The organism is Streptomyces sp. NPDC002754 (assembly GCF_053592315.1).
Map to the genome: position 1 here is coordinate 97,127 of NZ_JBSFVM010000020.1, position 26,534 is coordinate 123,660.

The 26,534-nt window shown below is 71.5% G+C and carries 26 protein-coding genes and 1 pseudogene; 11 read left to right on the top strand and 16 right to left on the bottom strand.

What is annotated here, in order from left to right:
* Window positions 1-9 precede the first annotated feature (9 nt).
* Window positions 10-657, top strand: a complete 648-nt coding sequence (locus ACWD2L_RS29735; RefSeq protein ID WP_351340422.1) for a TetR family transcriptional regulator — start codon at window positions 10-12, stop codon at window positions 655-657.
* A gap of 79 nt (window positions 658-736) precedes the next feature.
* Here the strand turns inward: ACWD2L_RS29735 and ACWD2L_RS29740 are convergent, their stop codons facing one another.
* Both ACWD2L_RS29740 and ACWD2L_RS29745 read right to left on the bottom strand, forming a co-directional pair.
* Window positions 737-1,213 (bottom strand): nitroreductase family deazaflavin-dependent oxidoreductase, encoded by a 477-nt coding sequence (locus ACWD2L_RS29740; protein WP_351340425.1) that lies wholly within the window; start codon window positions 1,211-1,213, stop codon window positions 737-739.
* Window positions 1,213-2,412 carry an acyl-CoA dehydrogenase family protein gene (locus tag ACWD2L_RS29745; protein ID WP_351340428.1) on the bottom strand — a complete coding sequence of 400 codons (1,200 nt, stop codon included), beginning with the start codon at window positions 2,410-2,412 and terminating at the stop codon, window positions 1,213-1,215. The genes ACWD2L_RS29740 and ACWD2L_RS29745 overlap by 1 nt, the downstream gene beginning before the upstream one ends.
* A 184-nt stretch (window positions 2,413-2,596) precedes the next feature.
* On the opposite strand from ACWD2L_RS29745, the gene ACWD2L_RS29750 reads away from it, so the two are divergent.
* From ACWD2L_RS29750 to ACWD2L_RS29765, 4 genes are all read left to right on the top strand, one after another.
* Window positions 2,597-3,766 carry a thiolase C-terminal domain-containing protein gene (locus ACWD2L_RS29750; RefSeq protein ID WP_351340431.1) on the top strand — a complete coding sequence of 390 codons (1,170 nt, stop codon included), beginning with the start codon at window positions 2,597-2,599 and terminating at the stop codon, window positions 3,764-3,766.
* An 88-nt stretch (window positions 3,767-3,854) separates the two neighbouring features.
* A complete protein-coding gene (locus tag ACWD2L_RS29755; RefSeq protein WP_351340434.1) occupies window positions 3,855-4,733 on the top strand; it encodes an alpha/beta fold hydrolase in 879 nt (292 codons plus the stop codon).
* A gap of 9 nt (window positions 4,734-4,742) precedes the next feature.
* On the top strand, window positions 4,743-5,660 hold the full coding sequence (locus tag ACWD2L_RS29760; RefSeq protein ID WP_351340437.1) for an AraC family transcriptional regulator: 918 nt from the start codon (window positions 4,743-4,745) through the stop codon (window positions 5,658-5,660).
* A 34-nt stretch (window positions 5,661-5,694) separates the two neighbouring features.
* Complete coding sequence (locus ACWD2L_RS29765; RefSeq protein WP_351340439.1) at window positions 5,695-6,375, top strand: pyridoxine/pyridoxamine 5'-phosphate oxidase; 681 nt, start codon at window positions 5,695-5,697, stop codon at window positions 6,373-6,375.
* On the opposite strand, the pseudogene ACWD2L_RS29770 reads toward ACWD2L_RS29765, so the two are convergent.
* The 5 genes and pseudogenes from ACWD2L_RS29770 to ACWD2L_RS29790 form a co-directional block, all read right to left on the bottom strand.
* A pseudogene (locus ACWD2L_RS29770) lies at window positions 6,320-6,619 on the bottom strand (GNAT family N-acetyltransferase); the annotation flags it as partial. The gene ACWD2L_RS29765 and the pseudogene ACWD2L_RS29770 overlap by 56 nt on opposite strands.
* Window positions 6,544-6,984, bottom strand: a complete 441-nt coding sequence (locus tag ACWD2L_RS29775) for a type II toxin-antitoxin system VapC family toxin (protein WP_351340441.1) — start codon at window positions 6,982-6,984, stop codon at window positions 6,544-6,546. The pseudogene ACWD2L_RS29770 and the gene ACWD2L_RS29775, both read right to left, overlap by 76 nt.
* The gene (locus ACWD2L_RS29780; protein ID WP_351340444.1) at window positions 6,944-7,228 is read right to left on the bottom strand and encodes a type II toxin-antitoxin system Phd/YefM family antitoxin; all 285 of its coding nucleotides are present in this window, start codon (window positions 7,226-7,228) and stop codon (window positions 6,944-6,946) included. The genes ACWD2L_RS29775 and ACWD2L_RS29780 overlap by 41 nt, the downstream gene beginning before the upstream one ends.
* 32 nt (window positions 7,229-7,260) lie before the next feature.
* Window positions 7,261-7,695 (bottom strand): Zn-ribbon domain-containing OB-fold protein, encoded by a 435-nt coding sequence (locus tag ACWD2L_RS29785; RefSeq protein WP_351340446.1) that lies wholly within the window; start codon window positions 7,693-7,695, stop codon window positions 7,261-7,263.
* Window positions 7,692-8,144 (bottom strand): DoxX family membrane protein, encoded by a 453-nt coding sequence (locus ACWD2L_RS29790; protein WP_351340453.1) that lies wholly within the window; start codon window positions 8,142-8,144, stop codon window positions 7,692-7,694. Before ACWD2L_RS29790 ends, ACWD2L_RS29785 begins: the two co-directional genes overlap by 4 nt.
* A 223-nt stretch (window positions 8,145-8,367) precedes the next feature.
* On the opposite strand from ACWD2L_RS29790, the gene ACWD2L_RS29795 reads away from it, so the two are divergent.
* The 3 genes from ACWD2L_RS29795 to ACWD2L_RS29805 all read left to right on the top strand — a co-directional run bounded on the left by ACWD2L_RS29795 (window position 8,368) and on the right by ACWD2L_RS29805 (window position 12,849).
* Window positions 8,368-9,540 (top strand): flavin-containing monooxygenase, encoded by a 1,173-nt coding sequence (locus ACWD2L_RS29795; protein ID WP_351340456.1) that lies wholly within the window; start codon window positions 8,368-8,370, stop codon window positions 9,538-9,540.
* A gap of 191 nt (window positions 9,541-9,731) precedes the next feature.
* Window positions 9,732-11,954 (top strand): acetate--CoA ligase family protein, encoded by a 2,223-nt coding sequence (locus ACWD2L_RS29800; RefSeq protein ID WP_351340459.1) that lies wholly within the window; start codon window positions 9,732-9,734, stop codon window positions 11,952-11,954.
* Between the two features lie 49 nt (window positions 11,955-12,003).
* Window positions 12,004-12,849: an enoyl-CoA hydratase/isomerase family protein gene (locus tag ACWD2L_RS29805; RefSeq protein ID WP_351340461.1), complete on the top strand. Its 846-nt coding sequence runs from the start codon at window positions 12,004-12,006 to the stop codon at window positions 12,847-12,849.
* A 216-nt stretch (window positions 12,850-13,065) separates the two neighbouring features.
* On the opposite strand, the gene ACWD2L_RS29810 is transcribed toward ACWD2L_RS29805, so the two are convergent.
* Window positions 13,066-14,076, bottom strand: coding sequence for a GlxA family transcriptional regulator (locus ACWD2L_RS29810; RefSeq protein WP_351340464.1), 1,011 nt, complete (start codon window positions 14,074-14,076; stop codon window positions 13,066-13,068).
* Window positions 14,077-14,095: 19 nt separating this feature from the next.
* Here ACWD2L_RS29810 and ACWD2L_RS29815 point away from each other — a divergent pair, with 19 nt between their 5' ends.
* Window positions 14,096-15,475 carry an MFS transporter gene (locus tag ACWD2L_RS29815; RefSeq protein WP_351340466.1) on the top strand — a complete coding sequence of 460 codons (1,380 nt, stop codon included), beginning with the start codon at window positions 14,096-14,098 and terminating at the stop codon, window positions 15,473-15,475.
* Here the strand turns inward: ACWD2L_RS29815 and ACWD2L_RS29820 are convergent.
* From ACWD2L_RS29820 to ACWD2L_RS29835, 4 genes are all read right to left on the bottom strand, one after another.
* The gene (locus tag ACWD2L_RS29820) at window positions 15,464-16,075 is read right to left on the bottom strand and encodes a flavin reductase family protein (RefSeq protein ID WP_351340493.1); all 612 of its coding nucleotides are present in this window, start codon (window positions 16,073-16,075) and stop codon (window positions 15,464-15,466) included. The genes ACWD2L_RS29815 and ACWD2L_RS29820 overlap by 12 nt on opposite strands.
* 85 nt (window positions 16,076-16,160) lie before the next feature.
* Window positions 16,161-17,210: a Zn-dependent alcohol dehydrogenase gene (locus ACWD2L_RS29825; RefSeq protein ID WP_351340468.1), complete on the bottom strand. Its 1,050-nt coding sequence runs from the start codon at window positions 17,208-17,210 to the stop codon at window positions 16,161-16,163.
* On the bottom strand, window positions 17,207-18,394 hold the full coding sequence (locus ACWD2L_RS29830; RefSeq protein WP_351340469.1) for an acyl-CoA dehydrogenase family protein: 1,188 nt from the start codon (window positions 18,392-18,394) through the stop codon (window positions 17,207-17,209). The genes ACWD2L_RS29825 and ACWD2L_RS29830 overlap by 4 nt, the downstream gene beginning before the upstream one ends.
* 15 nt (window positions 18,395-18,409) lie before the next feature.
* Entirely contained in the window at window positions 18,410-19,324 is a 915-nt protein-coding gene (locus tag ACWD2L_RS29835; protein ID WP_351340472.1) for an SDR family oxidoreductase, read from the bottom strand.
* A 115-nt stretch (window positions 19,325-19,439) separates the two neighbouring features.
* On the opposite strand from ACWD2L_RS29835, the gene ACWD2L_RS29840 reads away from it, so the two are divergent.
* A complete protein-coding gene (locus tag ACWD2L_RS29840; RefSeq protein ID WP_351340473.1) occupies window positions 19,440-20,366 on the top strand; it encodes a cyclase family protein in 927 nt (308 codons plus the stop codon).
* Window positions 20,367-20,462: 96 nt separating this feature from the next.
* On the opposite strand, the gene ACWD2L_RS29845 is transcribed toward ACWD2L_RS29840, so the two are convergent.
* The 4 genes from ACWD2L_RS29845 to ACWD2L_RS29860 all read right to left on the bottom strand — a co-directional run bounded on the left by ACWD2L_RS29845 (window position 20,463) and on the right by ACWD2L_RS29860 (window position 24,666).
* Window positions 20,463-20,918 carry an ATP-binding protein gene (locus tag ACWD2L_RS29845; protein WP_351340476.1) on the bottom strand — a complete coding sequence of 152 codons (456 nt, stop codon included), beginning with the start codon at window positions 20,916-20,918 and terminating at the stop codon, window positions 20,463-20,465.
* A 508-nt stretch (window positions 20,919-21,426) separates the two neighbouring features.
* Complete coding sequence (locus ACWD2L_RS29850) at window positions 21,427-22,290, bottom strand: acyl-CoA dehydrogenase family protein (protein WP_351340478.1); 864 nt, start codon at window positions 22,288-22,290, stop codon at window positions 21,427-21,429.
* A 2-nt stretch (window positions 22,291-22,292) separates the two neighbouring features.
* Window positions 22,293-23,453: an acyl-CoA dehydrogenase family protein gene (locus ACWD2L_RS29855; RefSeq protein WP_351340480.1), complete on the bottom strand. Its 1,161-nt coding sequence runs from the start codon at window positions 23,451-23,453 to the stop codon at window positions 22,293-22,295.
* A gap of 10 nt (window positions 23,454-23,463) precedes the next feature.
* Window positions 23,464-24,666: an amidohydrolase family protein gene (locus tag ACWD2L_RS29860; protein WP_351340483.1), complete on the bottom strand. Its 1,203-nt coding sequence runs from the start codon at window positions 24,664-24,666 to the stop codon at window positions 23,464-23,466.
* A 155-nt stretch (window positions 24,667-24,821) separates the two neighbouring features.
* Here ACWD2L_RS29860 and ACWD2L_RS29865 point away from each other — a divergent pair, with 155 nt between their 5' ends.
* The gene (locus tag ACWD2L_RS29865; RefSeq protein WP_351340486.1) at window positions 24,822-26,354 is read left to right on the top strand and encodes a class I adenylate-forming enzyme family protein; all 1,533 of its coding nucleotides are present in this window, start codon (window positions 24,822-24,824) and stop codon (window positions 26,352-26,354) included.
* The last annotated feature ends 180 nt before the right edge of the window (window positions 26,355-26,534 follow it).

The following is a 26,534-nucleotide window of genomic DNA, read 5'->3' on the forward strand; positions in this document are numbered from 1 at the left end:
GCTGACGGCATGACAGGACAAGTACGGACCGTCGACGGCCGCGTGGCCGGCCGGCGTGGTCAGGCGACACGTCAGAAGCTGCTCGACTGCCTCGGCGAGATGCTCAGCTCCTCGCCCTACCGGGACGTCAAAGTCATTGATGTCGCGCGAAAGGCGGGCACTTCGCCCGCGACCTTCTACCAGTATTTCCCGGATGTCGAGGGCGCCGTCCTGGAGATCGCCGAGCAAATGGCCACCGCGGGCGCGGGGTTGACCGAACTGGTCGCGGACCGCTCCTGGGTCGGCAAGGCCGGCTGGGCCACGGCGCAGGAACTCGTGGACGGCTTCCTGGAGTTCTGGCGCAAGAACGACGCGATCCTGCGCGTCGTCGACCTCGGCGCGGCCGAGGGCGACAAGCGCTTCTACAAGCTCCGCATGAAGATCCTGAACTCGGTGAACAACTCCCTCGCGGACGCCGTCAAGGACCTTCAGGACAAGGGAAAGGTCGACAAGGACGTGAGCCCGGCCGCGGTCGCCGGTTCACTGGTCGCGATGCTCGCGGCGGTCGCCTCGCACCAGAGGGGCTTCCAGACCTGGGGCGTCAAGCAGGCCGAACTCAAGCCGAACCTCGCACTGTTGGTGCACCTGGGCGTGACCGGAAAGAAGCCCACCAAGTAACTCTTCCTGGTCCTGTCGTGCAGCGGCGGTTCGCGTGGTGCAACGCGAGCCGCCGCTGTTGCAGTTCCCGGCCCGTCGCTCAGCGGCGCTCAAGGCGGAACAGCCGGATCTGCCGCTCCACCCGCCGCTGGTACGCGGCGTAGGGCGGCCAGAACTTAAGCGCCGCCTCCCAGGCATCCTCCCGCTCACCGCCCTCCAGGAGCCGGGCCGTCACCAGGATGTCCGTCCCGTGCCAGTTGATCTCGGCGTCCGGATGCGCGAGCAGATTCGCGGTCCAGGCGGGATGACCGGGGCGCCCGAAGTTCGACCCGATCAGCAGCCACGTCCCGGCCTCCTCCTCGGGCATGCACGCGAGTGGAGTACGCCGCTCGATCCCGCTCTTCGCGCCCCGCACGGTGAGGATCACGCCCGGCAGCATCTGCGCGCTGAGCAGCACCTTTCCGCGCGTGAGCCGGTGCACGGTGCGGTCGAGCACGGGGATGACGTGCGGCGCGAGGCGGCCGAACGTCCGCGTCGACGACACCTTCTGCACCAGCTTGATGCCCGGCGGCGCCATCAGACCGCCACCTCCAGGCGGGGCCCCGGCGCGAACAGCTCTGCGGCCTGCGCGGCACGGTCCCGCAGCAGGTGCACGGGCCCGAACAGCAGCTCGTCGCCAGTGGCCCGCTTCAGATACAGGTGCGCCTCGTGCTCCCAGGTGAACCCGATGCCGCCGTGCAGCTGCACGGCCTCCCCCGCCCCGGTCCGCAACGCCTCCAGCGCCTGGGCGAGCGCGAGCCCGCCGACGGGCGCCTCGTCGGCGGTGCTCGCGGCCCACGCCGCGTAGTACGCGGCCGAGCGCGCCGCCTGCACCGTCACGTACACGTCGGCCAGCCGGTGCTTCACGGCCTGGAAGGACCCGACGGGCCGACCGAACTGCTCCCGTTCCTTGACGTACTCGACGGTCCGTTCAAGGGCCCGGTCCGCGGCGCCGACGGCCTCGGCGGCGAGCAGCGTGGCGACGGTGTCCCCGACGGCGGCGAGCGCCGCATTCACGTCGCCGCTCTCCTCACCCAGCAACTCGGCCGCCACGTCACGGAGTTCGACGCGCGCCTGCGGCCGCGTCTCGTCCATGGCCGTCTGGCGTACGCGGACGAGCCCGGGGGCGTCCTCCCGTACGAGGAACAGGAGCGTGCGGGAGCGGGCGAAGCCTCCGGTGTGCGCGGCGACGAGCAGCAGCCCGGCGCTGTGGCCGTCGAGCACCTGCTCGGCCTGCCCGTAGAGCCGCCACCCGCCCTCCTGTCGGGCCGCCTGCACGCCGCCGGCCCGTCCGCCGCCCGCCCAGTCGCCCGCGTTGTCGGCGACGAGCCCGAGGGCGGTAGCGAGGCCCGTGCCGGGCACGGCGAGCGTCGCGGTCAGGGTGCCCTCGGCGATCCTCGGCAGCAGCGCGGCGCGCTGGGCCTCCGTGCCGAGGGTAGAGATCAGCGGGGCCGCGAGCCCGCTGGTGGCGAGCAGCGGCGTGGGTGCGAGGACACGACCCAACTCCTCCGTCGCGAGCGCGAGTTCCACCAACGACCCGCCCACACCGCCGTACTCCTGCGGCAGCGCGAGCCCCGGGAGGCCGAGCTGCGTGCTGAGGGTGCCCCACAGGGCGAGGTCATGGCCGACGGGGGTGCGGGTGGCGGCCTTGACGTCGTCCGGGGTGCAGCGCTTGGTGGCGAGTTCGCGCAGGGTACGGCGGATCTCTTGCTGTTCCTCGGTGAACCTGGCGTCCATGTGGGCCCCTTTCTGACGGGGCGTCATGTTAGGACGACTGTCGTCGGATGCCCAGAGCTACGCACACTAGACCGCGCACCCGTCCCCACGCTCGCCCGCACCCTCCTCCGCACCCCCGTATCTGATGTACCGTCAGATTCATGACTGAGACCGGGAGCCAGGATGACTGAAGCCGGGAGCCAGGATGACTGAAAGCGGAAGCAAGGTCGCCATCACGGGCATCGCCCTCTCCGACTGCGGCCGCGTCGACGAAGCCACTCCCTACGCCCTGCACGCCCAGGCCGCCCGCCGGGCGCTCGCCGACGCGGGGCTCACCCCGGATGTCGTGGACGGTTTCGCCTCGGCCGGCCTCGGCACCCTCGCGCCGGTCGAGGTCGCCGAGTACCTGGGCCTCAAACCCCGCTGGGTAGACTCCACTTCGGTCGGCGGCTCCACCTGGGAGGTCATGGCGGCGCACGCGGCCGACGCGATCCGGGCAGGCCACGCGCGCGCCGTCCTCCTCGTCTACGGCTCCACGGCCCGCGCCGACATCAAGGCGAAGCGCCGCACCTCGAACCTCTCCTTCGGCGCGCGCGGACCGCTCCAGTTCGAGGTCCCGTACGGCCACTCGCTGATCGCCAAGTACGCGATGGCCGCCCGCCGCCACATGCACGAGTACGGCACGACGCTCGAGCAGCTGGCCCAGGTCGCGGTCCAGGCCCGCGCGAACGCCTCCCGCAACCCGGACGCCATGTTCCGCGACCCGATCATGGTCGACGAGGTCCTCGACGGGCCGATGATCGCCGACCCCTTCACCAAGCTGCACTGCTGCATACGCTCGGACGGCGGCGCGGCGGTGCTCCTGGTCGCGGAGGACCTGGTGGCGGACTGCGCGAAGCCGCCGGTGTGGGTGCTCGGTTCGGGCGAGCACGTCTCCCACACCACGATGTCCGAGTGGGACGACTTCACCGTCTCACCGGCGGCGGTCAGCGGACGGCTCGCGTTCGAGCGGGCGGGGGTGCGGCCGGACGAGATCGACATCGCGGAGATCTACGACGCCTTCACGTACATGACGCTCGTGACGCTGGAGGACCTCGGCTTCTGCGCCAAGGGGGAAGGCGGCGCGTTCGTCGAGAAGGGGCGCCTCCTGCACGACGGCGAGCTGCCGACGAACACGGACGGCGGTGGCCTCTCCGCCCAACACCCCGGCATGCGCGGCCTGTTCCTCCTCGTGGAGGCGGCACGCCAACTGCGCGGCGAGGCGGGCGGCCACCAGGTGCGGCGGTCCGATGGCTCACTGCCGCAGCTCGCCGTCGCCTCGGGCACGGGCGGCTGGTTCTGCTCGGCGGGGACGGTGGTGCTGGGGCGGGACTGAGGTCCACGGGGTGCCGCCCGCCCAGCTCGCCGGTGACGGCTGACATTCGTACAAGACGGGCCGGCCAGGCCGCCGCATCATCGCCGATATGGGCGAATACGACGCTACGCACTCATCCGGGACGCACGTGGTCCACGACGGACCGCGCGAGGCTCCCCCGCTGCTCCTCATCCACGGGTCCGGGGCCTCGGGCTCGACCTGGGACCCGGTGGTCCCCCTCCTCGCCGGACACCATCACGTGATCCGGGTCGACCTCCCGGGCTGCGGGCACTCCCCGCCCGCGCCGACGTACGACGTACCCGCGCAGACCGAGCGGGTGGCGCGGGTCCTCGACGGTCTCGGCCTGCGGCACGTCGCCGTGGGCGGGCACTCCAGCGGCGGCTACATCGCCACCGCCCTCGCCGAAAGCCGCCCCGACCTGGTGCGCTCGCTCGCGCTGGTCAGCACAGGACCGAGCCCCGACGCGCTGCTGCCGCAGCCGCTCCTCCACCGGGTGCTGCTGGCCCCGCCCTTCGGCGCGCTCCTGTGGGCGAGGCGTTCCGACGCGATGATCCGCAAGGGGATGGCCATGACGGCCGCCCGCCCGGTGAACATCCCGGACAACGTCGTCGCCGACGTACGGGACCTCGAGTACCGCACGCTGCGGGCGATGCTGCGCCACTACACCGAATACGTCGCGGAGCGCAGCGTGCCCGAGCGGCTCGCCGCGCTCGACGTCCCCGTCCTGGTCCTCTTCGGTACGGCCGACCCGCGCTGGGACCCGGCGTCCGCGCACCGGTACGAAGCGGTGCCCGGCGCCCGGGTCGAACTGCTGCCGGGTGTCGGCCACTTGGCCATGTTCGAGGACCCGGCCGGGACCGGCGAACCCCTGCTCGCGTTCACGTCGGCGGCCGGTGACCTGAACGCGAGCAGGCCACAGACCCGGCCCCATACCGATACCCGCCCCCGTACCCAGACCCAGACCTAGACTGGATCCGTGCTGTCGTCGAGAAGGCCGTCGCCCGACTGGACGAGCGTGGACATCGCGGTCCCACGCCCGCGGGACCGGCTGCCGGGGGTCAGCATGGCGGGCTTCCTGGCGCACGGACCGCCCCCGGCCGGCTTCGACAGGGCCATCGCCATGGTCGCCCACCCCTTCGTCACCCTGCTCATCGACCTGAGCGAGGGCGGCGCCCAAGGGGACGGCCGGGACGACGGCCGGGCAGGCGGCCTCTTCCACGAGGCCGGTGGGCGGCGCGGATACGGGAGCATCGCCGTGGGGCTGCTGCCGAGGGACGTCAGGACCGGCGGCAGCACGGGCGAGTGCCTCCAGATCCGGCTCCGGCCGGCCGTGGCCACGGCCGTCCTCGGCGCGTCGGTCGACCTCAGCGGGGCTGTCGTACCCCTGGCGGACCTCTGGGGCCGCGACGCCGTACGGGCCGAGGAGCGGTTGCGCGCCGCCGATTCCTGGGACGATCGGTTCGCGATCGCGGCAGCCCTCATCGGCCGCCGTCTCGCCGTCCGCCGCGTCGATCCCGAGGTCGCCTTCGCCTGGCGGCGCGCCTTCGGCCTGCGGGGGCAGGTGCGGGTCGACGGCCTGGCGGACGAGATCGGGTGGAGCCGCAAGCGCCTGTCCGCCCGCTTTCACGCGCAGCTCGGCATCTCCCCCAAACGCGCCGCCCGCCTGATCCGCTTCGACCACGCCGCCCACCTCCTCGCGGCGGGCCGCCCGGCCGCCGACACCGCCACCGCGAGCGGCTACGTCGACCAGCCCCATCTGCACCGCGACGTACGGGAGTTCACGGGCCTGACCCCGACGGCCCTGGCCGCGGCGCCCTGGCTCTCGATCGACGACGTCGCCTGGCCGGACTCGGCCCCGGGGCGCCGGGCGGTGGCGCGACCGTCGGGTGAGTGAAGCGGCACGGGCGGCACGGGCGAGAATCGAGCCCATGGAACTGGAACCGGTACCGGAACCCGATCTGGACGCCCTGCTGCGGAGCCTGCGCGTGTGGGACACCGAGCTGCCCGCCTTCGACCCGCGGGACGCGCCCGCCGCGCCCTTGGAACTCTTCGTCGAGTGGTTCGCCGCGGCCGTGGCGGCGGGCCAGCCCGAGCCGCACACCCCGTCGCTCGCGACGACGGACTCCGAGGGCCGCGCCGATGTCCGTACGGTGATGCTGCACGGCGCGGACGAGGCGCACGGCTGGCACTTCGCCTCGCACGCGGGCAGCGCGAAGGGCCGCCAGCTCGCCGCCCGGCCGTACGCGGCGCTGGGCTTCTACTGGCCGGCGCAGGGCCGCCAGATCCGGGTCCGCGGCCCCGTCCGCACGGCGCCGCCCGAGGCCGCCCACGCGGATCTGCACGCCCGCTCGACCGGCGCGCTCGCCTCCGCCCTCGTCGGCCACCAGAGCGAACCGCTCGGCTCCTACGAGGAGTTAGAGCGCGCCTCGGACGCCGCGTGGGAGCGCGCGCAGCGCGAACCGGACGCCGCGGCCCCGTCCTGGACGGTCTACGAGCTGACCCCGGACGAGGTCGAGTTCTTCCAGGGCGACCCCCGCCGCCGCCACGTTCGCCTCAGGTACCGGCGCACGGCGGAGGGCGGCTGGGCCAAGGAGTTGCTGTGGCCGTGACCACGCCGCAGGGGCTTGAATTGCCCGTGAACTCCCACACCGCGAACTCCCGGACCGGCCGGTAGCCGAGGCGCTGGTAGAGGGCGTTGCTCGTCGGGTTGGCGAGGTCCGTGAAGAGCAGCACCTCTTCGGCTCCCGCCACGCGCCGGGCCCGGCCGACCTCACCCCTCACACCGCGACGACCGTCAGTACGCTCTCCAGCCCCTTGAAGTCCTTGATGTTGCGCGTATACAGCGGCAGCCCGTTGGCCGAAGCGATGGCCGCGATCATGAGGTCGAGCTTCCTGGGTCGGGGGTCCCGCCGCCCGGCAAGGGCCAGCGCCACCAGGGTTCCGTATCGCGCGGCCGCCTCCGCACCGAAGGGCAAGGGGGCGGGGAAGGCGTTCACCGCATCGCCGAGCCGCTCGGTTCGCCTCGCACGCTCCACCGGGTCCTTGGCCATGCCGACCCCTTGATGCAGCTCCGCGAGACTGATGGCGGTCAGCTCCGGGGTGCGCGGCAACCCCGCCGGGTCGATCAACGCCAGATCCACATATGCGCACGTGTCGAGCACACCCCGGGCATCCCGCTCAGCCACGACCGCGCTCCCACGGATCGTCGTCGGCTTCACCGACAAGGCCCTCTGTCCCGAAGAATTCGTCGGCTTCCCGGCGCATCTGCTCATAGTCGACTCGCGGCAGCCTCTTCGCCCGCCCGACCAGTTCCTCCGCGCTGAGCGCGCGCCGACGCGGCACGGGCCGCAGTTCCGCGACCTCTATGCCCTTGCGAGTGATGTGGTAGGTCTCGCCGGCCTCCACCGCGTCCATGACAGCGGCGGAGTTGTTTCGGAACTCGCGCTGCGTGATGGTCTTCATGCAGCCAGCGTAGCCCCGCGGGACACGCCGGGCTACACCGTTCCGACCGGCCTGAACACCGGCACGGCAAAGCCGCCCCCCGCCTCCCGGAAGTCGACCGTCAGGTCCATGCCCATCCGAAGATCGGGTTCCGCGCACTCCACGATCTCCGTCATCATCCGCGGCCCCTCGGCGAGGTCGACGACGGCGGCGACGTACGGGGGGCGCGTCCCGAAGGGGGGCAGGTCGTTGCGGTGCACGACGGACCACGTGTAGAGCGTGGCCCGGCCGCTCGCCTCCCGCCACCCCACGTCCTCGGGGGACTCGCTCCAGCAGAACGGGCAGAACTCCCGCGGATAGTGGTGGTCACGCCCGCACGCCGCGCAGTGCCTGAGCAGCAGCCGACCCCCGGCGGCCGCGTCCCAGTAGGGCCGGGTGAAGGCGTCGGGTTCGGGAACGTCGAAACGTACGGAGGCGTCAGCGCTCACTGGAACAGTCCGATCGCGTGGTCGAGGGACCAGGCCTGCCAGGACATGGCGAACAGCGCGACGAGCGAGATCAGGCCCATCATCGCGTTCTGCCCCTGCTCGGCCCAGTCGTGGATCATCAACGTGAAGTAGAGAACGTTCAGCAGCAGGCCGCCGACCAGCGCGATCGGCGTCAGGAACCCGAGGATCAGGCCGATCCCCAGGGCCAGTTCGGCGTAGACGACGACGTACGCCATCGTCTTCGGCCGCGGTTTGACGACGACCTCGAAGCCGCTGCGCACCGCGTTCCACTTGTGCTTGCCCGCGACGTCGGCGGCCCACGCGATGCCGGTGCCGCGCTCGAACCAGCCCTTCTTGTCCTTGTGCCGCCAGCTCTCCAGCCACCACAGGCCGAGCCCGATGCGCAGCACGGCGAGCCATTCGGCGCCGCTGAGCCCTATCGCGTCCATATCGCTTCCATGAAGTCCGCTCCCATGAAGTCCGGTCCTTCAATCATTTCCTGACGATGCGTCAGTTTCTCGGGTAGGCCAGTTCAACGCATCCGGCACCGCCTCCGCAAGGCCCCCGCACACACCACCGGCAGCACCCCACGCCCGCCACCCGTGATCAATTCGCAACCGGTTTCCGTCTTGACCGGTCCCGATCAAACCGGCGCCGGAATACGCTCCGTACATGGCCGACTCCCCACAAGCACCGGCACGCAGCCATGAACGTCCGCCCGTGTACGTCATCGGAGGCGGCCCCGGTGGTCTCGCCGCGGCCGTCGGCCTCGAGGCGCACGGTGTACGGGCCGTCGTCCTGGAGAAGTCCGACCGCGTCGGCACCTCCTGGCGCGGCCATTACGACCGCCTCCACCTGCACACCACGCGCCGCCTCTCCGGCCTCCCGGGCCTCGCGATGCCGCGCCGCTTCGGCCGCTGGGTCGCCCGCGACGACGTCGTGCGCTACCTGGAGAAGTACGTCGAGCACCACGACCTGGAAGTCGTCACGGGCGTCGAGGTCACCCGCGTCGAGCGGGCCCCCGACGGTGCGGGCTGGCTGCTGCGGGCCACCGGCGGCCGCGAGCTGACCTCGGCCGCCGTGGTCGTCGCCACCGGCTACAACCACACCCCGCACCTGCCCGACTGGCCCGGCACCCCCTCGTACACCGGGAAGCTGCTGCACGCGGGCGAGTACCGCGACCCGGCGCCCTTCACCGGGCGGGACGTCCTCGTCGTCGGCGCCGGCAACACCGGCACCGAGATCGCCGTCGACCTCATCGAGGGCGGCGCCGCGCGCGTGCGCATCGCCGTGCGCACCACGCCGCACATCGTGCGCCGCACGACGCTCGGCTGGCCCGCCCAACGCACCGGCATCCTCTGCCGCCGGCTGCCGGTCGGCCTGGTCGACCGGCTCGCCGTGCCGCTCGGCAAGCTGAGCGTCCCCGACCTGTCGGCGCAGGGTCTGCGACGCCCGGACACCGGCCTCTACTCGCGGGCACGCGAGGGCGCCATCCCGGTGCAGGACGTCGGCTTCATCGACGCCGTACGGGCCGGGAAGGTCGAGCCCGTCGCCGCCGTCACCTCCTTCGACGCGGACGCGGTGGTCCTGTCCGACGGCGCCCGCATCACCCCGGACACGGTGATCGCGGCCACCGGATACCGGCAGGGCCTCCAGGACCTGGTGGGGCACCTGGACGTCCTCGACCCCGCCACGGGGCGCCCCCGCGCCTCCTCGCCTCGCACCCCCGCTCTCCCCGGCCTCCACTTCACCGGCTACACGAACCCGATATCCGGCATGCTCCGCGAACTGGCCCTGGACGCGGGCCGCATCGGCAAGGCAGTGGCCGCACAACTCCCTTCCTGAGATCCCTGAGACCCGCCGGGGCACCCGCGTGCGCACGCCCCTCGGAACGTTCGCCTCACCTCTTTGCCTGCAGCCCTGTTCCTGACACAGTGTCAGTTCTGTAATCTGACTAGGCGTCAGTTATCCCTGGGGGGACTTCAAGGCACTGCACAGGCAAGAGATGTCGCTGACACACAGGAGCGGGCGGACCGATGCTTGGATCGACGTATGGCACCCTGACCACCGACTCCCGCCGGGCCCGCGTGATCGCCTGCGGTGAGCAGCCCGGACCCGCCGTGCACGGGCGGGCCGGCAGCGAAGAACTGGACGTCAGCGGGCGTCCGCTGCACTCCGACGTACCGGATCTGGACCGGTTCTTCCGGCCCGAGTCCGTCGCCGTCGTCGGCGCTTCCGACGCCGAGGGGCGGCCCAACACCGGGATCACCCGGCAGCTGATGGGCTGGGCGGAGCGGGTCGGCGCGCGCCTGTATCCGGTGCACCCCACCCGCGAGACCGTCTTCGGCCTCCCGTGCTCCCCTTCCGTCGCCGAGCTGCCCGAGCAGGTCGACCTCGCCGTGCTGCTCGTCGCCGATCCGCTGCCCGTCATCGAGCAACTGGCGGACACGAAGGTGAAGTTCGCCGTCGCCTTCGCCTCCGGGTTCGCCGAGACCGGTGACGAGGGCGCCGCCGCGCAGACCCGGCTCTCCACCGCCGTGGAACGCTCCGGAATGCGCCTGCTCGGCCCCAACACCAACCTCAACGCCTTCGAACGCTTCCGCGAGGACCTCGAAGGGCCGGCCATCGCGCTCATCACCCAGTCCGGCCACCAGGGCCGCCCCGTCTTCGCCCTCCAGGAACTGGGCATCCGGCTCTCCCACTGGGCACCGACCGGCAACGAGGCCGACCTGGAGACCTCCGACTTCATCTCCTACTTCTCCCAGCGCCCCGAGGTCGGCGCCATCGCCTGCTACGTCGAGGGCCTCAAGGACGGCCGCTCCTTCCTCCTCGCCGCGGACCGGGCCGCGCGCGAGGGCGTGCCGGTCGTCGCGGTGAAAGTCGGCCGAACGGAGACCGGCGCCCGCACCGCGGCATCCCACACCGGGAAGCTCACCGGCGCCGACACCGTCGTGGACGCCGCGATGCGGCAGTTCGGCGTCATCCGCGTCGACGGCCTCGACGAGCTCCAGGACACCTCCGCCCTGCTCGCCCGCGCCAAGCCGCCGCAGGCCGACGGCGTCGTCGTCTACTCGATCTCCGGCGGCACCGGCGCCCACTTCTCCGACCTGGCGACGGAGGCGGGGCTCCAACTCCCCACGCTCCCCCAGGAGAAGCAGAACGAACTGCACCAGTGGATACCGGACTATCTGAGCGTGGCGAACCCGGTCGACAACGGCGGCCACCCGGTCGGCGACTGGCGCGGCCGCAAAATCATCGACGCGATCCTCGCGGACCCGTCCGTCGGGGTCCTCATCTGCCCGATCACCGGCCCGTTTCCGCCCATGAGCGACAAGCTCGCCCAGGACCTGGCGGACGCGGCGGAACAGACGGACAAGCTGGTGTGCGTGGTGTGGGGTTCCCCCGTCGGCACCGAGGAGGCCTACCGCACGACGCTCCTCGGCTCGTCCCGCGTCGCGACCTTCCGCACCTTCGCCAACTGCATCACCGCGGTCCGCGCCTACCTCGACCACCACCGCTTCACGGCCTCGTACGTCTCCCCCTTCGACGAGGCGCCGCGCACGCCCTCGCCCTCCTTCCGCAAGGCGCAGGCCCTGATGCGCCCGGGCCACCAGCTGAGCGAGCACGCGGCCAAGCAACTGCTGCGGGCATACGGGATCCGCGTACCGCGCGAGCAGTTGGTGACGAGCGCGGCGGCGGCGGTGCGGGCCGCCTCCCTCGTCGGCTACCCGGTCGTCATGAAGGCCTCGGCCCCCCAACTGGCCCACAAGTCGGAACTCGGCCTGGTCAAGGTCGAATTGACGTCGGCGAGCCAGGTCCGGGACGCGTACCGGGAGCTCACCGACATCGCCCGCTACGAGGGCATCGAGCTCGACGGCGTACTCGTCTGCCAGATGGTCGAGCGGGGTGTCGAGATGGTCGTCGGCGTCACCCGCGACGACCTGTTCGGCCCCACGGTGACCGTCGGCCTCGGCGGCGTACTCGTGGAGGTGCTGCGGGACACCGCCGTCGCCGTACCGCCCTTCGGCGAGAGCCAGGCGCGGGCCGTGCTCGACCAACTCCGCGGGCGGCCCTTGCTCGACGGGGTCAGGGGCGCGCCGCCCGTCGACATCGACGCGCTGGTCGAGGTGATCCTGCGCGTACAGCGGATGGCGCTCGAACTCGGCGACGACCTCGCCGAGCTGGACATCAACCCGCTCATGGTGCTGCCACGCGGCCAGGGCGCGGTCGCCCTCGACGCGCTCGCGGTGTGCCGCTGAACCCGCCGCCGCACCCGCCGCCGAACCACTCCCGAGACGGAGCTCCCCCATGACACATGCCTCCCCCGCAGAACCCGACCAACCCGCAGAACCGGAAAAGTCCCTGGACTCATTGGTACTGCACGCCACTGACAACGGCGTCTCGTGGATCACGCTCAACCGCCCCGAGGCCATGAACGCCGTCACCTGGGACCAGCGCGAACGCGTCATCGCGCTGCTCGCCGAGGCCTCCGCCGACCCGGACGTACGGGCCGTCGTGATCACCGCGACGGGCAAGGGCTTCTGCGCCGGGGCCGACCTGCGGGGCGGGGGCGCGGACACCGGGGAACGGGTGGTGGGCGACGTCGCCCGGATGATCCGCCTCGGCGCGCAGCGCCTGATCGCCGCCGTCCAGGACTGCGAGAAGCCGGTGCTCGCGGCGGTGAACGGCACGGCGGCCGGCATCGGCGCGCACCTCGCGCTCGCCTGCGACCTGGTCCTGGCGGCGGAGTCGGCGCGGTTCATCGAGGTGTTCGTCCGCCGCGGCCTCGTCCCGGACGGGGGCGGCGCGTACCTCCTCCCCCGCCTGATCGGCCCGCAGCGCGCCAAGGAACTCATGTTCTTCGGCGACGCGGTCCCCGCCACCGACGCGGAGCGCCTCGGCCTGGTCAACAGGGTCGTCCCGGACGGCGAGTTGCCCAAGGTGGCGAGGGAGTGGGCGGAACGCCTCGCGGCGGGCCCGACCCGCGCCCTCGCCATGACCAAGCAGCTGGTCAACGCCTCCCTCGACTCGGACCGCTCCACGGCGTTCGCGGCGGAGGCGACAGCGCAGGAGCTGAACATGGGCACGCACGACGCGAACGAGGGCGTCGCGAGCTTCGTGGAGCGGCGGAAGCCGGAGTTCAGGGGCCGCTGAGCCGGTTGAGCGTGTGACTGTGGCGGGAAATGACGACTGGGTCGTCATTTCCCGCCACAGTCCATTGGCTACCGACTCCCGAGGCACACGCCTCCCGTAACGGGCTGCCTGTTGGTGCGGCGCAGGCAGGCGATTAAAGCCCCTGCGGCGATTGAGCAGCGGGGCCCGGGGCGGAGCCCCGTGGCGTGAGGACGGGTGACCGGTGGGGTCTCCGGCTCACACCGCCACCCCCGCCCGGAACGTCCTCCGGTACGCCGTCGGGGTCACCCCCACCGATGCGTGGAAGTGCTGCCGCATGGACTGGGCCGTGCCGAAGCCGGACTGGTGGGCGACATCGTCCATGGAGGCCGGTGACGTTTCCAGCAAATGGCGGGCCCGCTCGACCCGTTGGGCCGTCAGCCACTGGCCGGGGCTGATGCCCACCTCCTCCCGGAAGCGGCGGGTGAAGGTGCGGACCGAGAGCGATTCCCAGGCGGCCAGGTCACGGAGCTGGATGGGCTCACCCAAGTGCTCGAGGGCCCACGCGCGGGCGCGCGCGGTGGACGCCATCCGGGGCTCCGGCAGTGGGCGTTCGATGTACTGGGCCTGGCCGCCGTCCCGGTGCGGTGGCACCACCGTGCGGCGGGCCACGTCGTTGGCCACCGCCGCGCCGTGGTCGCGCCGCACCAAATGCAGGCACAGGTCGATGCCCGCGGCGACGCCCGCCGACGAGAGGACGTCGCCGCCGTCGATGAACAGCACGTTGGGGTCGACCTCGATGTGCGGGAACAGGCGCTGGAAGCGGTCGGCGTCCGCCCAGTGCGTGGTGGCGGCCCGGCCGTCGAGCAGGCCCGCCGCCGCGAGGACGTAGCTTCCGGTGCAGATGGAGACCATGCGGGTCCCGGGGCGGATCCACGCGAGCGCGGCCTCCAACTCCGGGGTGAGGATGCCCTCTTCGTAGACGGGGCCCATCTCGTACGAGGCCGGGATGATGACCGTGTCCGCCGTCCCCAGGCCCTCCGGGCCGTGCTCGACGTGGATCGCGTAATCGGCGTCGGTCTGTACGCGGCCCGGCTCGCGCACCGCGCAGGTCACCACCTCATACAGGCGCGCCCCCGTGGCGTCGCGGGCGCGGCCGAAGATGCGCTGGGGGATGCCGAACTCGAACGGGATGAGGCCGTCGAGCGCGAGCACCGCGACACGGTGTGGGGCGTTCCGTCGAGTACGAGTACGAGTACGGGAGACCATGGCCCGATCCTAGCGAATGATGGCATTCGGGCCACTCGTTCTGGGTACGCGGATCCCCGAAGCTTCTGACGTGACCGACACCGAGACGCAGAGACCACCGAAGGATCCGATCGGCGCCCGCCCGCGACGACGCCGTCCCCACCGCGCCTGGGCCGTCGCCGCCGTCACGTTCGTGACGATCGTCGGCGCCGCCGCCTTCGCCTCCCTGCCGGGGCTGCTCATCGAGCCGCTGCACGATCCCGGCACGGGGTTCGGCTGGTCGCGCGGCACCATCGGCTTCGCCGTGTCCGTGAACCTCGCGCTGTACGGGATCACCGCCCCGTTCGCCGCCGCGCTCATGGACCGGTTCGGGATCCGGAAGGTCGTCGCCGTCGCGCTGCTCGTCATCAGCGGCGGGTCGCTGCTCACCGTGTGGATGACCGCTGCCTGGCAACTGATCATGTACTGGGGCGTGTTGGTGGGGCTCGGGAGCGGGTCCATGGCGCTCGCCTTCGCCGCCACCGTCACCAACCGCTGGTTCGTCGCGCGCCGCGGCCTGGTCACCGGCGTGCTGACCGCGGCCGGGGCCTCCGGGCAGCTGGTCTTCCTGCCGCTGCTCTCCTGGATCGTCGACCGGCACGGCTGGCGGCCCGCCGCCGTGACCGTGGCGCTTTCGGCGCTCGCCGTCGTCCCGCTGGTGTGGCTGCTGCTGCGCGACCACCCCGCCGACGCGGGCGTCGAGCCGTACGGCGCCAAGGAGTTCGTACCGAAGCCCACGCCCGTACGGGGAGCGGGGAAGCGGGCCGTGACCGTACTCGTGAAGGCCGCGCGCACCGGGCCCTTCTGGCTGCTCGCCGGCACCTTCGCGATCTGTGGCGCAACCACGAACGGCCTGGTCAGGACGCACTTCGTGCCCGCGGCACACGATCACCACATGCCCACCACCACGGCCGCCTCGCTGCTCGCCGTAGTCGGCGTCTTCGACGTCGTCGGGACGGTCGTGTCGGGCTGGTTCACCGACCGGATAGAGGCGCGCCGGCTGCTCGCGGTGTACTACGCGCTGCGCGGCATCTCGCTGCTCTTCCTGCCGATGCTGCTCGCGCCGAGCGTGCACCCGCCGATGCTGTTCTTCATCGTCTTCTACGGCCTGGACTGGGTCGCCACGGTGCCGCCGACGATCGCGTTGTGCCGCGAGCACTACGGCGAGGACAGCGCGATCGTGTTCGGCTGGGTGCTCGCCTCGCACCAGGTGGGGGCGGCGGTCGTGGCCTTCCTGGGTGGTCTGGCGCGGGATGTGTTCGGGTCGTACGACGTGGTCTGGTACGCCTCGGGCGCGCTGTGCGCGGCGGCGGCGCTGATGTCGCTCGTGATCCGGCGCGGGCGTGCGGACACCTCCGTCGCCGCTCCCTCAGTCGCGTAGCCCCGAGAACGCGCCCCGGTGGAAGACCAGCGGCCCCGCGCCGCCCCCCGCCGACCCGAGCGCCGACACCCGCCCCACCACGATCAGGTGGTCCCCGCCCGTGTGCACCGCGTGGATGGCGCAGTCGATCCACGCGGCGGCGCCTTCGAGCCGCGGCGCGCCCGACACCGGCGCATCGTCGTACGCGACACCGGCGAACTTGTCCGCCCCGCTGACCGCGAAGCCCCGGCACAACTCGCCCTGGTCCGCGCCCAGTACGTTCACGCAGAACGCGCCCGCACGGGCGATCCGCGGCCACGTCGTCGAGGTCCGCGCCACCATGAACGCGACGAGCGGCGGGTCGAGGGACAGGGACGCGAAGGACTGGCAGGCGAAGCCGGCGGGACCCGCGTCCGGCTCGACCGCCGTCACCACGGTCACGCCGCTGGCGAACTCGCCCATGACGCGGCGGAATTCGGCCGGATCCACAGGTGCGCGCTCGTCATCGCCGACGGCCCGGAGGTCCGGTCGTGGCAGCGCCTCCACCGGTGACTCCGCGGTGGGCGCGCCGACCGACCTGAGGTAACGGACGACGGTGGCCGCCATCCCTGCGTGTCCCATCATGCGAACCATTGAAGCTGACGGGCCGTCAGATTGGAAGGGGTGCGGCGAGCGACGTACGGCCGCCGCACCCGCCACCCGAACGTCAGAAGGTCAGCACCCCCCTCGCCACCTTCCCCGCCTCCGCGTCCTCGACCGCCTTCCCGAAGTCCTCCACCGGGTACGTCCGTGTCACCAGCTCGTCGAGCAGCAGCCGGCCCTGCGCGTACAGGTCCGCGTACAGCTTGATGTCGCGCTGCGGGCGCGAGGAGCCGTAACGGCAGCCGAGGATCGACTTGTCCAGGAACAGTTCGGCGGGCACGAAGGACGCCTCCGCCTTCGCCGCCGGCATCCCGAGGATCACCGCCTGGCCGTGCCGGTCGAGGAGGTCGACCGCGGCCCGGATCAGCTCGACCCGGCCCACGCACTCGAAGACGTGGTCGGCGCCGTCCGGCAGAACCTCACGTACGGCGGCGACATCCGTGAGGAAGTCCGTCGCGCCGAACTGCCGCGCCACCTCCTCCTTCGCCGGGTTGGAGTCCACCGCCACGATCCTCAACGCGCCCGCGACACGGGCGCCTTGAAGCACGTTCAGCCCCACTCCCCCCGTCCCGATCACGACGACCGTGTCTCCCCGGTCGACCCGTGCCCGGTTCAACACGGCCCCGACACCCGTCAGCACCCCGCAGCCGATGAGCGCGGCCGAGGTCAGCGGGATCTCCTTCGGGATCTTCACCGCCTGCACGGCCTTCACCACGGTCCGCTCGGCGAACGCCGAGTTCGAGGCGAACTGGTACAGCTGCTTGCCGCCCCGCGCGAACGGCTTCTGCGGCATCCCGATCGCCTTGCGGCACATCGTCGGCCGGCCCCGGTCGCACTCCGCACAGGCCCCGCAGTTGGCGAGCGTGGAGAGCGCCACATGGTCACCGGCCGCCACGTGCGTCACGCCCGCGCCCACCGCCTCCACCACTCCCGCGCCCTCATGTCCGAGGACCACCGGGCGCGGGAACGGGATCGTCCCGTCGATCACCGACAGGTCGCTGTGGCAGAGCCCCGCGGCCGCGACGCCGACGAGCACCTCCCCCGGGCCCGGATCCCGTATCTCCAAGTCGTCTACGACAACGGCCTGTTGGCCGTCGAACACGACACCCCTCACGTGGCCTCCCTGGGCAGGCCGAGCACCCGCTCGGCGATGATGGTGCGCTGGATCTCGTCCGAGCCGCCGTAGATCGTGTCGGCCCGGGTGAAAAGGAAGAGACGCTGCTGTTCGTCGAGCTCGTACGGTGCGGTGGGCGTCCAGTCCGTCGGGCCGACGGCCGCCGCCGCGCCCTGCACCCGCAGGGCCAGCTCGCCGAGCCGCTGGTGCCAGCCGCCCCACAGCAGCTTGGCGACGCTCGGCGCGCCCGCGTCGGGGGCCCCGCCGAGGGTGCGCAGCGCGTTCCACCGCATGGTCCGCAGCTCGGCCCAGAGGCGTACGAGCCGGTCGCGTACGACGGGGTCGCGGTCCGCTCCCGAGGCGACCGCCGACCGTACGACCGCCCGCAGCTCCTCCGCGAAACCGATCTGTTGGGCCAGCGTCGACACGCCGCGCTCGAAGGCGAGCAGCCCCATGGCGACCTTCCAGCCCTCGCCCTCGCCGCCGACGACCTCCTCGGCCACGGCGCCGTCGAAGAACACCTCGTTGAACTCGCTCGTCCCGGTGAGCTGCCGAATCGGCCGTACGTCGATGTGGTCCGGCTGGTCCATGGGGACCAGCAGGAAGGAGATTCCGCGATGGCGGTGCGCGTCCGGGTCGGTGCGGGCCAGTACGAAGCACCAGTCGGCCTCGTGGGCGAGCGACGTCCACACCTTCTGGCCGGTCACCCGCCAGCGGCCGTCGCTCCCACGGGTCGCCGACGTACGCAGCGACGCCAGGTCGGAGCCCGCCCCCGGCTCGCTGTAGCCCTGGCACCACAGGTCCTCGCCGCGTGCGATCGGCGGGAGGAAGCGGCGCTGCTGCTCCTCGGTGCCGTACGCGAGGAGGGTAGGGGCCAGGAGGTTCTCGCCGATGTGGCCGTAGCGGCCCGGCGCCCGCACGCGCGCGTACTCCTCCGCCCAGACGACCTGCTGGGTGAGCGTGGCGACCCGGTTGCCGAAGCCCTCCCGGCCCCAGCCGATGCCGATCCAGCCGCCCTTGCCCAACTCCTGTTCCCAGGCGCGCCGTTCGGCGCCGCCCTCGTGCTCACTGCCGGGGCCCCCGCGCCCCACGGCGGCCGTGAACCGCTCGTCGAGATGTTTCTCCAGCCACTCCCGGACCTCACCCCTGAAGGACTCGTCCGCCGTGTCGAACCCGAACTCCACGCCCCGCCACCCCCGTTACTGGTTGGGTCGTTCCTTGGCGGCCGCCGCCCGCGCCATCTCCTGGAGCTGCTCGAGGAGCGGCATGGGGTCGGTGCCGACCGTCCCCGGCAGGAAGTCCGCGATCTTCTCCGGCGTCCAGGGCCCGCCGTCCGCGTACCCGGCACGCAGCTCACGCGGCTGCGCCCAGACGGCGATCTTCGGCCCGGCCACCGTGTAGACCTGCCCGGTGATCTTCTCCTCGCGGGCCCGCTCGCTGAGCAGATAGACGACGAAGGCCGCGACGTCCTCCGGCTCCCCGATCTCCTTCAGCTCCATCGGCACGTTCGCCGACATCCGGGTACGGGCCACGGGCGCGACGGCGTTCGCGGTCACGCCGTACTTGTTGAGCCCGAGGGCCGCGCTGCGCACCAGCGAGATGATGCCGCCCTTGGCGGAGCTGTAGTTGGCCTGCGCCACGGAGCCCTGGTGGTTTCCGCTGGTGAAGCCGATGAGCGTGCCGGCCTTCTGCTTGCGCATGACGGCGGACGCGGCCCGGAAGACGGTGAAGGTGCCCTTGAGGTGCGTCTGGACGACCGGGTCCCACTCGTCCTCGGACATGTTGAACAGCATCCGCTCGCGCAGGATCCCGGCGACGCACACCACCCCGTCGATCCGCCCGTACGCGCTCACGGCCGTGTCCACGATGCGCTGGCCACCGGCCATCGTCGACACGTCGTCGGCCACGGCGACCGCCGTGCCGCCCGCCGCCTCGATCTCCTTGACGACGCCCTGCGCCACGTCCGACGTGGGCTCGCCGCCCTCCATCGACACCCCGTAGTCGTTGACGACGACCTTCGCGCCCTCGGCGGCGCACGCGAGCGCCACCGCCCTGCCGATGCCTCGCCCCGCTCCCGTGACGGCGACGACCTTGCCTGCCAAGAAGTTCCCCATGCCCGGCCCCTTCCCGCGGTTTCTGACGACCCGTTAGATTTCAACTCCGGTCGGAGTGTACGACTCGTCATCCACCGGAACACAAGACCTGGAACACAACCCTCGGGAGGACCCGATGCCCCTGCCCGCCGAGTTCCACGACATCGCCAAACGCGTGAACAACTGGGGGCGTTGGGGTGAGGCCGACGAGATCGGCACCCTGAATCTCGTCACCGACGACGTCGTGCGCGAGGCCGCCACGGAGGTCCGCACGGGCCGCCGCGTCCCCCTCGCACTGCCACTGAAGGAGGACGGTGTGCAGTCGGGCCTGATCCCCGGCCGCATCAACCCGTTCCACACGATGGTGCAGATCAACCAGGAGATCTTCGGCCCGGAAACCGTCGCCACCAGCGACGACGCGGTGACGATGGGCCTCCAGGCGGCCACCCACTGGGACGCCCTGACCCACGTCTCGCACTCCGGCAAGCTCTACAACGGCCGCCCCGCCGACACCATCACGGCGCACCACGGCGCCCGGTTCAGCGGCATCGACAAGGCGCCGTACATCGTCTCGCGCGGCGTGCTGCTCGACGTCGCCGCGGCGAAGGGACTCGACCGGCTGCCCGGGGACCACGCGGTGACCCCCGAAGACCTCGACGAGGCAGCCGAGTTCGGCCGGGTGACGGTCGGGGCAGGCGACATCGTGCTCGTCCGCACCGGGCAGATCCAGGTGTACCTGGCCGGGGACAAGCACGGCTACGGCTATCCGTCACCGGGACTTTCGGTGCGTACGCCCGAGTGGTTCCACGCGCGGGACGTGGCGGCGGTCGCGAACGACACGCTCACCTTCGAGATCTTCCCGCCGGAGATCGAGAACCTGTGGCTGCCCGTGCACGCGCTGGACCTGGTCGAGATGGGGATGCTGCAAGGCCAGAACTGGAATCTCGAAACTTTGTCCACAACCTGTGGAGAAGTCGGACGGTATTCGTTCCTGCTGTCCGCGATGCCGGAACCCTTCCTGGGTGGCACGGGGACGCCGGTGGCTCCCGTGGCGGTGTTCTGACAGCGCTGCTCCAGGGCGGCACACGCCCAACGGCCCCGCCGGACACGGAAAGCGGCGCGGGCACCCCCCACGGGGCCCGCGCCACTTCGTGCGCGCTCACACCGCTTCGAACGCCACACCCTGGAACGCGCCGGCCGTCGCCACCGCGCACTGGTCGATCTCGCACCAGATCGCCTTGCCCGTGCCCTCGGGGCGCCAGCCCCAGCGGTCCGCGAGCCCGTCGACGAGTTCCAGTCCCCGCCCGTTCGTCTCCTCGCCCTCCGCGTGCCGGGGCGCCGGGGCCCGCTCGCAGGTGTCGGCGACCTCCACGCGGACGGTGCCGAGGCACGCCGCGGGTTCGCCACTGGGCAGCGCCATGCGCAGCACGGCCGGCCTGCCCGTGTGCACCACCGCGTTGGTGACCAGCTCGGAGACGATCAGAATCAGCGTCTCCGCCAAGGACTCGTCGGCCTCTATGCCCGAACCGGCGAGACGCGAACGCGCCCACCTGCGGGCCCGCCCCACCTCAGCGGGGTCGGCCCCGACCTCCAGTTGAACCTGAAGCACCTGCACCGCTCACACCATCCGAATCCGGCGGGACCGCTGGAGTACTGACTCGCGCCACTTACCGTGCTGTCCAGTGAGAGGGATCACGGAACGTGAACCCCGTGAGACACAGCATGATTGACGTTCAGTCACCCCAACAAGCGCTTCGGGCATATTCCAGCGCGAAGGAGTACGCGTACGGCATACTGTGCGACGCGTCTTGCCGGGGGTCGAACAGGCGGGGGCGGAACGCCGTCCCGCACTGCGAGAAACGCCCCGTGTCGGGGCCGCGGGCCGACACGGGGCGGGAGCCGGAGCCGCCTCGGAGGCAACACCGGCGCCGTCGCTCGGGTTCAGCACCACTCGCATCGCCACAAGGTACCGGAGCGGGGCGCCGACTCCGTGCCGTGACGAGCCCGGCGCGGGACACAACCCGGTAACCACGCACGGTGACTGTGCGTGCACCCTTGCTCAGGCCGTCCGCTCAGACAGCCGCGCGTCCGCTTTCCGAACGCGCGGCGCCTTCTTACGTAGGTCAGAGCGCGGCCGCGAGCACCTCCTCCGCGTCCCTCGCGCTGCCGCCCAACTCGGCCCGCACCCAAGCCCGCTTCAGGTGCAGATGCACGTCTGCCTCCCAGGTGAAGCCCATGCCGCCGTGCACCTGGAGGCAGTCACGGGCGCCCTGCACGGCGGCCTCGTCGGCGAGCAGTTCGGCCGCCGCGACCTCGACCGGATCGGCGGTGACGGCCGCCGCGTACACGGCGGCGCGGGCCACCTCGACCCGTACCAGCATCTCGGCGCACAGGTGCTTCACCGCCTGGAACGACCCGATCGGTGATCCGAACTGTTCACGCTCCCGGGCGTGTTGGACCGCCATGTCGAGCGCACGGCCGGCCGAGCCGAGCTGTTCGGCCGCGTACAGGAGCGTCGCTTCGAGGGGGACGGGGGCGGGCTCGGGGAGGGCGTGCAGAGGCGTGAGCGGGTCCGCCGAGGCGATCGGGCGGGCCCTGGAGGCGTCGCCGCGCACCACGTCCGCGTCGTCCCGCCACGGCAGCAGGTTTCCGTACGGCGCGGTCACCACCGCCTCACCGGCCGCGGCGCCCGGCACCTCGCCCGCCGCGAGGAACGTGGCCACCAGCGGGCCGGGCACAAGAGCCCGCCCCACCTCCTCGAACACCACCACCGCGTCGGGGAGGCCGAGCCCGACCCCGCCTGCCGCCTCCGGCAGGCACAGCGAGAACAGCCCGGCCTCACCGAGTTCACGCCACAGGGTCCGGTCGACCCCCGGCGCGGCAGCGTCGACAGCGGCCCGCAGCGCGTCCCGCCCGAACCGTCCGGCGAGCAGCTCCCGCGTACCGTCGCGCAACGCCCGTTGTTCCTCGGTCAGTTGGAAGTGCACACCTACCGTCCCCCCTTTGAAGACCCGGTTGACGACTTGGGCAGCCCGAGGATCCGCTCGGCGACGATGTTGCGCTGGATCTGCGAGGTCCCCGCGGCGATCGTGTACGAGAGCGAGGAGAGCCGGTCGAGCGTCCACTCCTGGTCGGTGTCGAGGGCGCCCGCACCGCCGAGGACCTTGGCCGCGGCCTCGTACAGCCGCTGCCTGGCGTGCGAGTAGCGCAGCTTGAAGACCGAGCCGCCGACGCCCGGCACGCCGCCCGATGCCTGCGCCTCGCTCACGTTCCACTGGGTGAGCCGCCACAGCGCACTGAACTCGGCTGACAGCAACGCGAGTTCGCGTCGCAGCACCGCATCGTCCCAGCGCCCTGTCTTCTTCGCGTGGGCGGCGAGTTCGCCGAGGACCCGGCGGCAGGCGACGACCTCGCCGACGAACGCGGTGCCGCGCTCGAAGGACAGGGTCACCATGGTCACGCGCCAGCCGTCGTTCTCCTCGCCGACCCGATTGCCGACCGGCACCCGCACGTCGTCGAGGAACATCTCGGCGAACTCGGTCGACCCGGCGAGCGTGCGCAGCGGCCGCACCGTGATGCCGGGCGCGTCCATCGGCATGGCGAGCCAGGAGATGCCGCGGTGCTTGGGCGCTGAAGGGCCGGTGCGTACGAGGAGTTCGCACCAGTCGGCGACCTCGGCGTGCGAGGTCCAGATCTTCGAGCCGCTGATCACGTACTCGTCGCCCTCGCGCCTGGCCTTCGTACGCAGCGCCGCCAGGTCGGAGCCGGCGTCCGGTTCGCTGAAGCCCTGGCACCACACCTCGTCCCCGCGCAGGATCGGCGCGAGCCACCGGTCACGCTGCCCGGGGCTGCCCTCTGCGGCGATGGTCGGCCCCGCGTGCAGCAGGCCGACGAAATTCGCGCCTACGTAGGGTGCGCCCGCCTTTTCGGTCTCCTCCAGGAAGATGAGCCGCTTCGTAGGCGAGGCGTCCCAGTGCACGTCCCCGTATCCGGCGTCGTACAGGCGCCGCTGCCAGCCCATGTCGTACGCGCGTCTGCCCGGCCAGTCGTCCGGCGACGGTTTCGGGGGCAGCGTGGGCAGCACGCCGCCCAGCCACTCCCGAAGCCGTGCCCGGAACCCCTCTTCTTCGTCCGTGTACGTGAGGTCCATGGCGGTGGCCCTACTTGCGGTCCTTGTCGAGGTCCAGGTCGAGCATGCGGATGGCGTTGCCGCGCATCAGCTTGTAGACCGTCTCGTCGTCGAGGCCCTTCATGTGGTCGAGCGCGACCTCCTTGGTGTTCGGGAAGGTCGAGTCGACGTGCGGGTAGTCCGTCTCGAACGTCGCGTTGTCCCGGCCGACGGTGTCGATGGACGCCACCCCGTGCTTGTCACGGAAGAAGCAGCAGAAGATCTGCCGGTAGTAGTACGTGGACGGAGGCTCGGGGATCAGGTCCCGGACGCCGCCCCATGCGCGGTGCTCCTCCCACACGTCGTCGGCGCGCTCCAGGGCGTACGGCACCCAGCCCATCTGCCCCTCGCTGTAGGCGAGTTTGAGCGTCGGGAACTTCACAAGGACGCCACTGAAGAGAAAATCCATCATCGAGGCCATCGCGTTGTTGAAGCTGAGCGAGGCCTGGACGGCGGGCGGCGCGTCCGGGGACGCGGCCGGCATCTGCGAGCTGGACCCGATGTGCATGTTGACGACCGTCCCGGTCTCCTGGCACACGGCGAAGAACGGGTCCCAGTAGCCGGAGTGGATGGACGGCAGCCCCAGGTGCGTCGGGATCTCGGAGAACGTCACGGCCTTGACGCCGCGCGCGGCATTGCGCCGGATCTCCGCGACGGCCAGGTCGATGTCCCACAGCGGGATGATGCACAGCGGGATCAGTCGGCCGCCGCTGTCCCCGCACCACTCCTCGACCATCCAGTCGTTGTAGGCGCGCACGCAGGCGAGCGCGACCTCCTTGTCGTGCGCCTCCGCGAAGGTCTGCCCGCAGAAGCGCGGGAAGGTCGGGAAGCAGAGCGACGCCTCGACATGGTTCAGGTCCATGTCCGCGAGCCGCGCCTTGGGGTCCCAGCACCCGCGCCGCATCTCGGCGCGGGTGATCCCTTCCAGCGTCATGTCGTCGCGGTCGAAGCCGACGGCCGCGATGTTGCGCTTGTACGGGAACTTGAGGTCCTCGTAGATCCACCAGTCCGTGGGCGGCCCCGCCGGATCCATCGTGATCTGGTATTTGCCCGCCACGTAGGCGAGTTCGCCGATTCCTTCGGTCAGCGGCTTCGGCCCCTTGTCCCGGTACTTGGCCGGCAGCCAGGTCTCGAAGAGGTGGGCCGGTTCGATCACATGGTCGTCGACGCTGACGATGCGCGGCAGTTCCGTCATGAGTGTTCAGCCCCTCGCCGTATCTGATGACCCGTCAGATAGCAGGCTAGCCCCGCACCTCTGGACCGACAAGGAGCGCGGACTTACGCTCTCAGCCAGATCTGACAACCCGTCAGGTGACGGCACCGGCCGTGAAGCCGTGAAGGGGTACGGAGATGACCGACACCGCACACACCCTGGGCGCCTCCCGCACGCTCTGGGAGCTGGTCGAGCGCCGCGCCGAACTCACCCCCGACCACCCGGTGCTGCTCCAGGGCGAACGCACCCTGACCTTCGGCGAACTGCGCGACCGCGGCGAGCGCGTGGCGGCGGGCCTGTACGACCTGGGCATCCGCCCCGGCACGGTGGTCGCCTGGCAGCTGCCCACCCGCATCGAGACGGCCCTGCTCTCCTTCGCACTCGCCCGCATCGGCGCGGTGCAGTCGCCGATCATCCCCTTCTACCGGGACCGCGAAGTCGGCTTCGCGCTACGGGAGTCGAAGGCCGACTTCTTCGCGACACCCGGCGTGTGGCGCGGCTTCGACCACACCGACATGGCGCGGCGGCTCGGCGCGCGCGGCATCTTCGAGGCGTACGAGGACCTGCCGGACGGCGACCCGGCCGTGCTGCCCCCACCGCCCGCCTCCGGGACGGACGTCCGCTGGATCTACTGGACCTCGGGCACGACGTCCGACCCCAAGGGCGTGCTGCACACGGACCGTTCGCTCATCGCGGGCGGCTCCTGCCTCGCGCACGCCCTGCACCTGTCGTCGTCCGACATCGGCTCGATGGCCTTCCCGTTCGCACACATAGCGGGCCCGGACTACACCGTGATGCTGCTCCTGTACGGCTTCCCGGCGGCGATGTTCGAGCACTTCGCGATGCCGGACTCACTGGACGAGTACCGGCGGCACGGGGTGACGGTCGCGGGCGGCTCGACGGCCTTCTACTCGATGTTCCTGACCGAACAACGCAAGCAGCCGGACGAGAAGCTGATCCCGACGCTTCGGTTGCTCGCGGGCGGCGGCGCCCCGAAACCGCCGGAGGTCTACCACTCGGTCGTCCACGAGATGGACGTCCAACTCACCCACGGCTACGGCATGACGGAAGTCCCGATGATCACGATGGGCGCCCCGGACGACACGGCGGAGAACCTCGCGACGACGGAGGGGCGGCCGCCCGAGGGCATGGAGATCCGCGTCGTCGACGCCGACGGCAAGCCGGTGCCGCCGGGGGTCGACGGCGACGTGCGGCTGCGCGGCGAGGCCGTCTGCCAGGGCTACCTGGACCCGCGCCAGACCGCGGACGCCTTCGACGAGGACGGCTTCCTGATCACCGGCGACCTGGGCCACGTACTGCCCGAGGGCCACCTGGTCCTCACGGGCCGCGCCAAGGACGTCATCATCCGCAAGGGCGAGAACATCTCCGCGAAGGAGATCGAGGACCTGCTCCACGAACACCCTGCGGTGCAGGATGCGGCGGTGGTCGGGCTGCCGGATGTGGAGCGGGGGGAGCGGGTGTGTGCGGTGCTCGAACTCCGTGGGGGCGGGGCGGTGTTGACCCTCGCGGGGGTCAGCGCGTACCTGCGTGAACAGGGCCTGTCCACGTTCAAGCTGCCGGAGCAGTTGGAGGTGGTGGACGCGCTTCCGCGCAACGAGACGCTCCGCAAAGTCCTGAAGTACAAGCTGCGGGAGCGGTTCGGGGCGTGATCAAGCCTCACCATCAAGCCCGGTGCGGCCAAATCAAGCCCCGGTCCGGCCTATTAAGCCCCTGCGGCGATTGAGCAGCGGGGTGCGGGGCAGAGCCCCGATCTTTCGCCCCGTCGAGGGTTGCGGCCGGGGGGGGGGGGCCCCCCCCCCCCCCCCCCCCCCGCGACCGCTCATATTCCA

Excerpts from the sequence above, each read along its gene's own strand:
- ACWD2L_RS29735 (WP_351340422.1), top strand. The coding sequence starts at position 10 with ATGACAGGACAAGTACGGACCGTCGACGGCCGCGTGGCCGGCCGGCGT.
- ACWD2L_RS29740 (WP_351340425.1), bottom strand. The coding sequence starts at position 1,213 with ATGGCGCCGCCGGGCATCAAGCTGGTGCAGAAGGTGTCGTCGACGCGG.
- ACWD2L_RS29745 (WP_351340428.1), bottom strand. The coding sequence starts at position 2,412 with ATGGACGCCAGGTTCACCGAGGAACAGCAAGAGATCCGCCGTACCCTG.
- ACWD2L_RS29750 (WP_351340431.1), top strand. The coding sequence starts at position 2,597 with ATGACTGAAAGCGGAAGCAAGGTCGCCATCACGGGCATCGCCCTCTCC.
- ACWD2L_RS29755 (WP_351340434.1), top strand. The coding sequence starts at position 3,855 with ATGGGCGAATACGACGCTACGCACTCATCCGGGACGCACGTGGTCCAC.
- ACWD2L_RS29765 (WP_351340439.1), top strand. The coding sequence starts at position 5,695 with ATGGAACTGGAACCGGTACCGGAACCCGATCTGGACGCCCTGCTGCGG.
- ACWD2L_RS29780 (WP_351340444.1), bottom strand. The coding sequence starts at position 7,228 with ATGAAGACCATCACGCAGCGCGAGTTCCGAAACAACTCCGCCGCTGTC.
- ACWD2L_RS29790 (WP_351340453.1), bottom strand. The coding sequence starts at position 8,144 with ATGGACGCGATAGGGCTCAGCGGCGCCGAATGGCTCGCCGTGCTGCGC.
- ACWD2L_RS29795 (WP_351340456.1), top strand. The coding sequence starts at position 8,368 with ATGGCCGACTCCCCACAAGCACCGGCACGCAGCCATGAACGTCCGCCC.
- ACWD2L_RS29800 (WP_351340459.1), top strand. The coding sequence starts at position 9,732 with ATGCTTGGATCGACGTATGGCACCCTGACCACCGACTCCCGCCGGGCC.
- ACWD2L_RS29805 (WP_351340461.1), top strand. The coding sequence starts at position 12,004 with ATGACACATGCCTCCCCCGCAGAACCCGACCAACCCGCAGAACCGGAA.
- ACWD2L_RS29810 (WP_351340464.1), bottom strand. The coding sequence starts at position 14,076 with ATGGTCTCCCGTACTCGTACTCGTACTCGACGGAACGCCCCACACCGT.
- ACWD2L_RS29815 (WP_351340466.1), top strand. The coding sequence starts at position 14,096 with ATGGCATTCGGGCCACTCGTTCTGGGTACGCGGATCCCCGAAGCTTCT.
- ACWD2L_RS29820 (WP_351340493.1), bottom strand. The coding sequence starts at position 16,075 with ATGGGACACGCAGGGATGGCGGCCACCGTCGTCCGTTACCTCAGGTCG.
- ACWD2L_RS29835 (WP_351340472.1), bottom strand. The coding sequence starts at position 19,324 with ATGGGGAACTTCTTGGCAGGCAAGGTCGTCGCCGTCACGGGAGCGGGG.
- ACWD2L_RS29840 (WP_351340473.1), top strand. The coding sequence starts at position 19,440 with ATGCCCCTGCCCGCCGAGTTCCACGACATCGCCAAACGCGTGAACAAC.
- ACWD2L_RS29855 (WP_351340480.1), bottom strand. The coding sequence starts at position 23,453 with ATGGACCTCACGTACACGGACGAAGAAGAGGGGTTCCGGGCACGGCTT.
- ACWD2L_RS29860 (WP_351340483.1), bottom strand. The coding sequence starts at position 24,666 with ATGACGGAACTGCCGCGCATCGTCAGCGTCGACGACCATGTGATCGAA.
- ACWD2L_RS29865 (WP_351340486.1), top strand. The coding sequence starts at position 24,822 with ATGACCGACACCGCACACACCCTGGGCGCCTCCCGCACGCTCTGGGAG.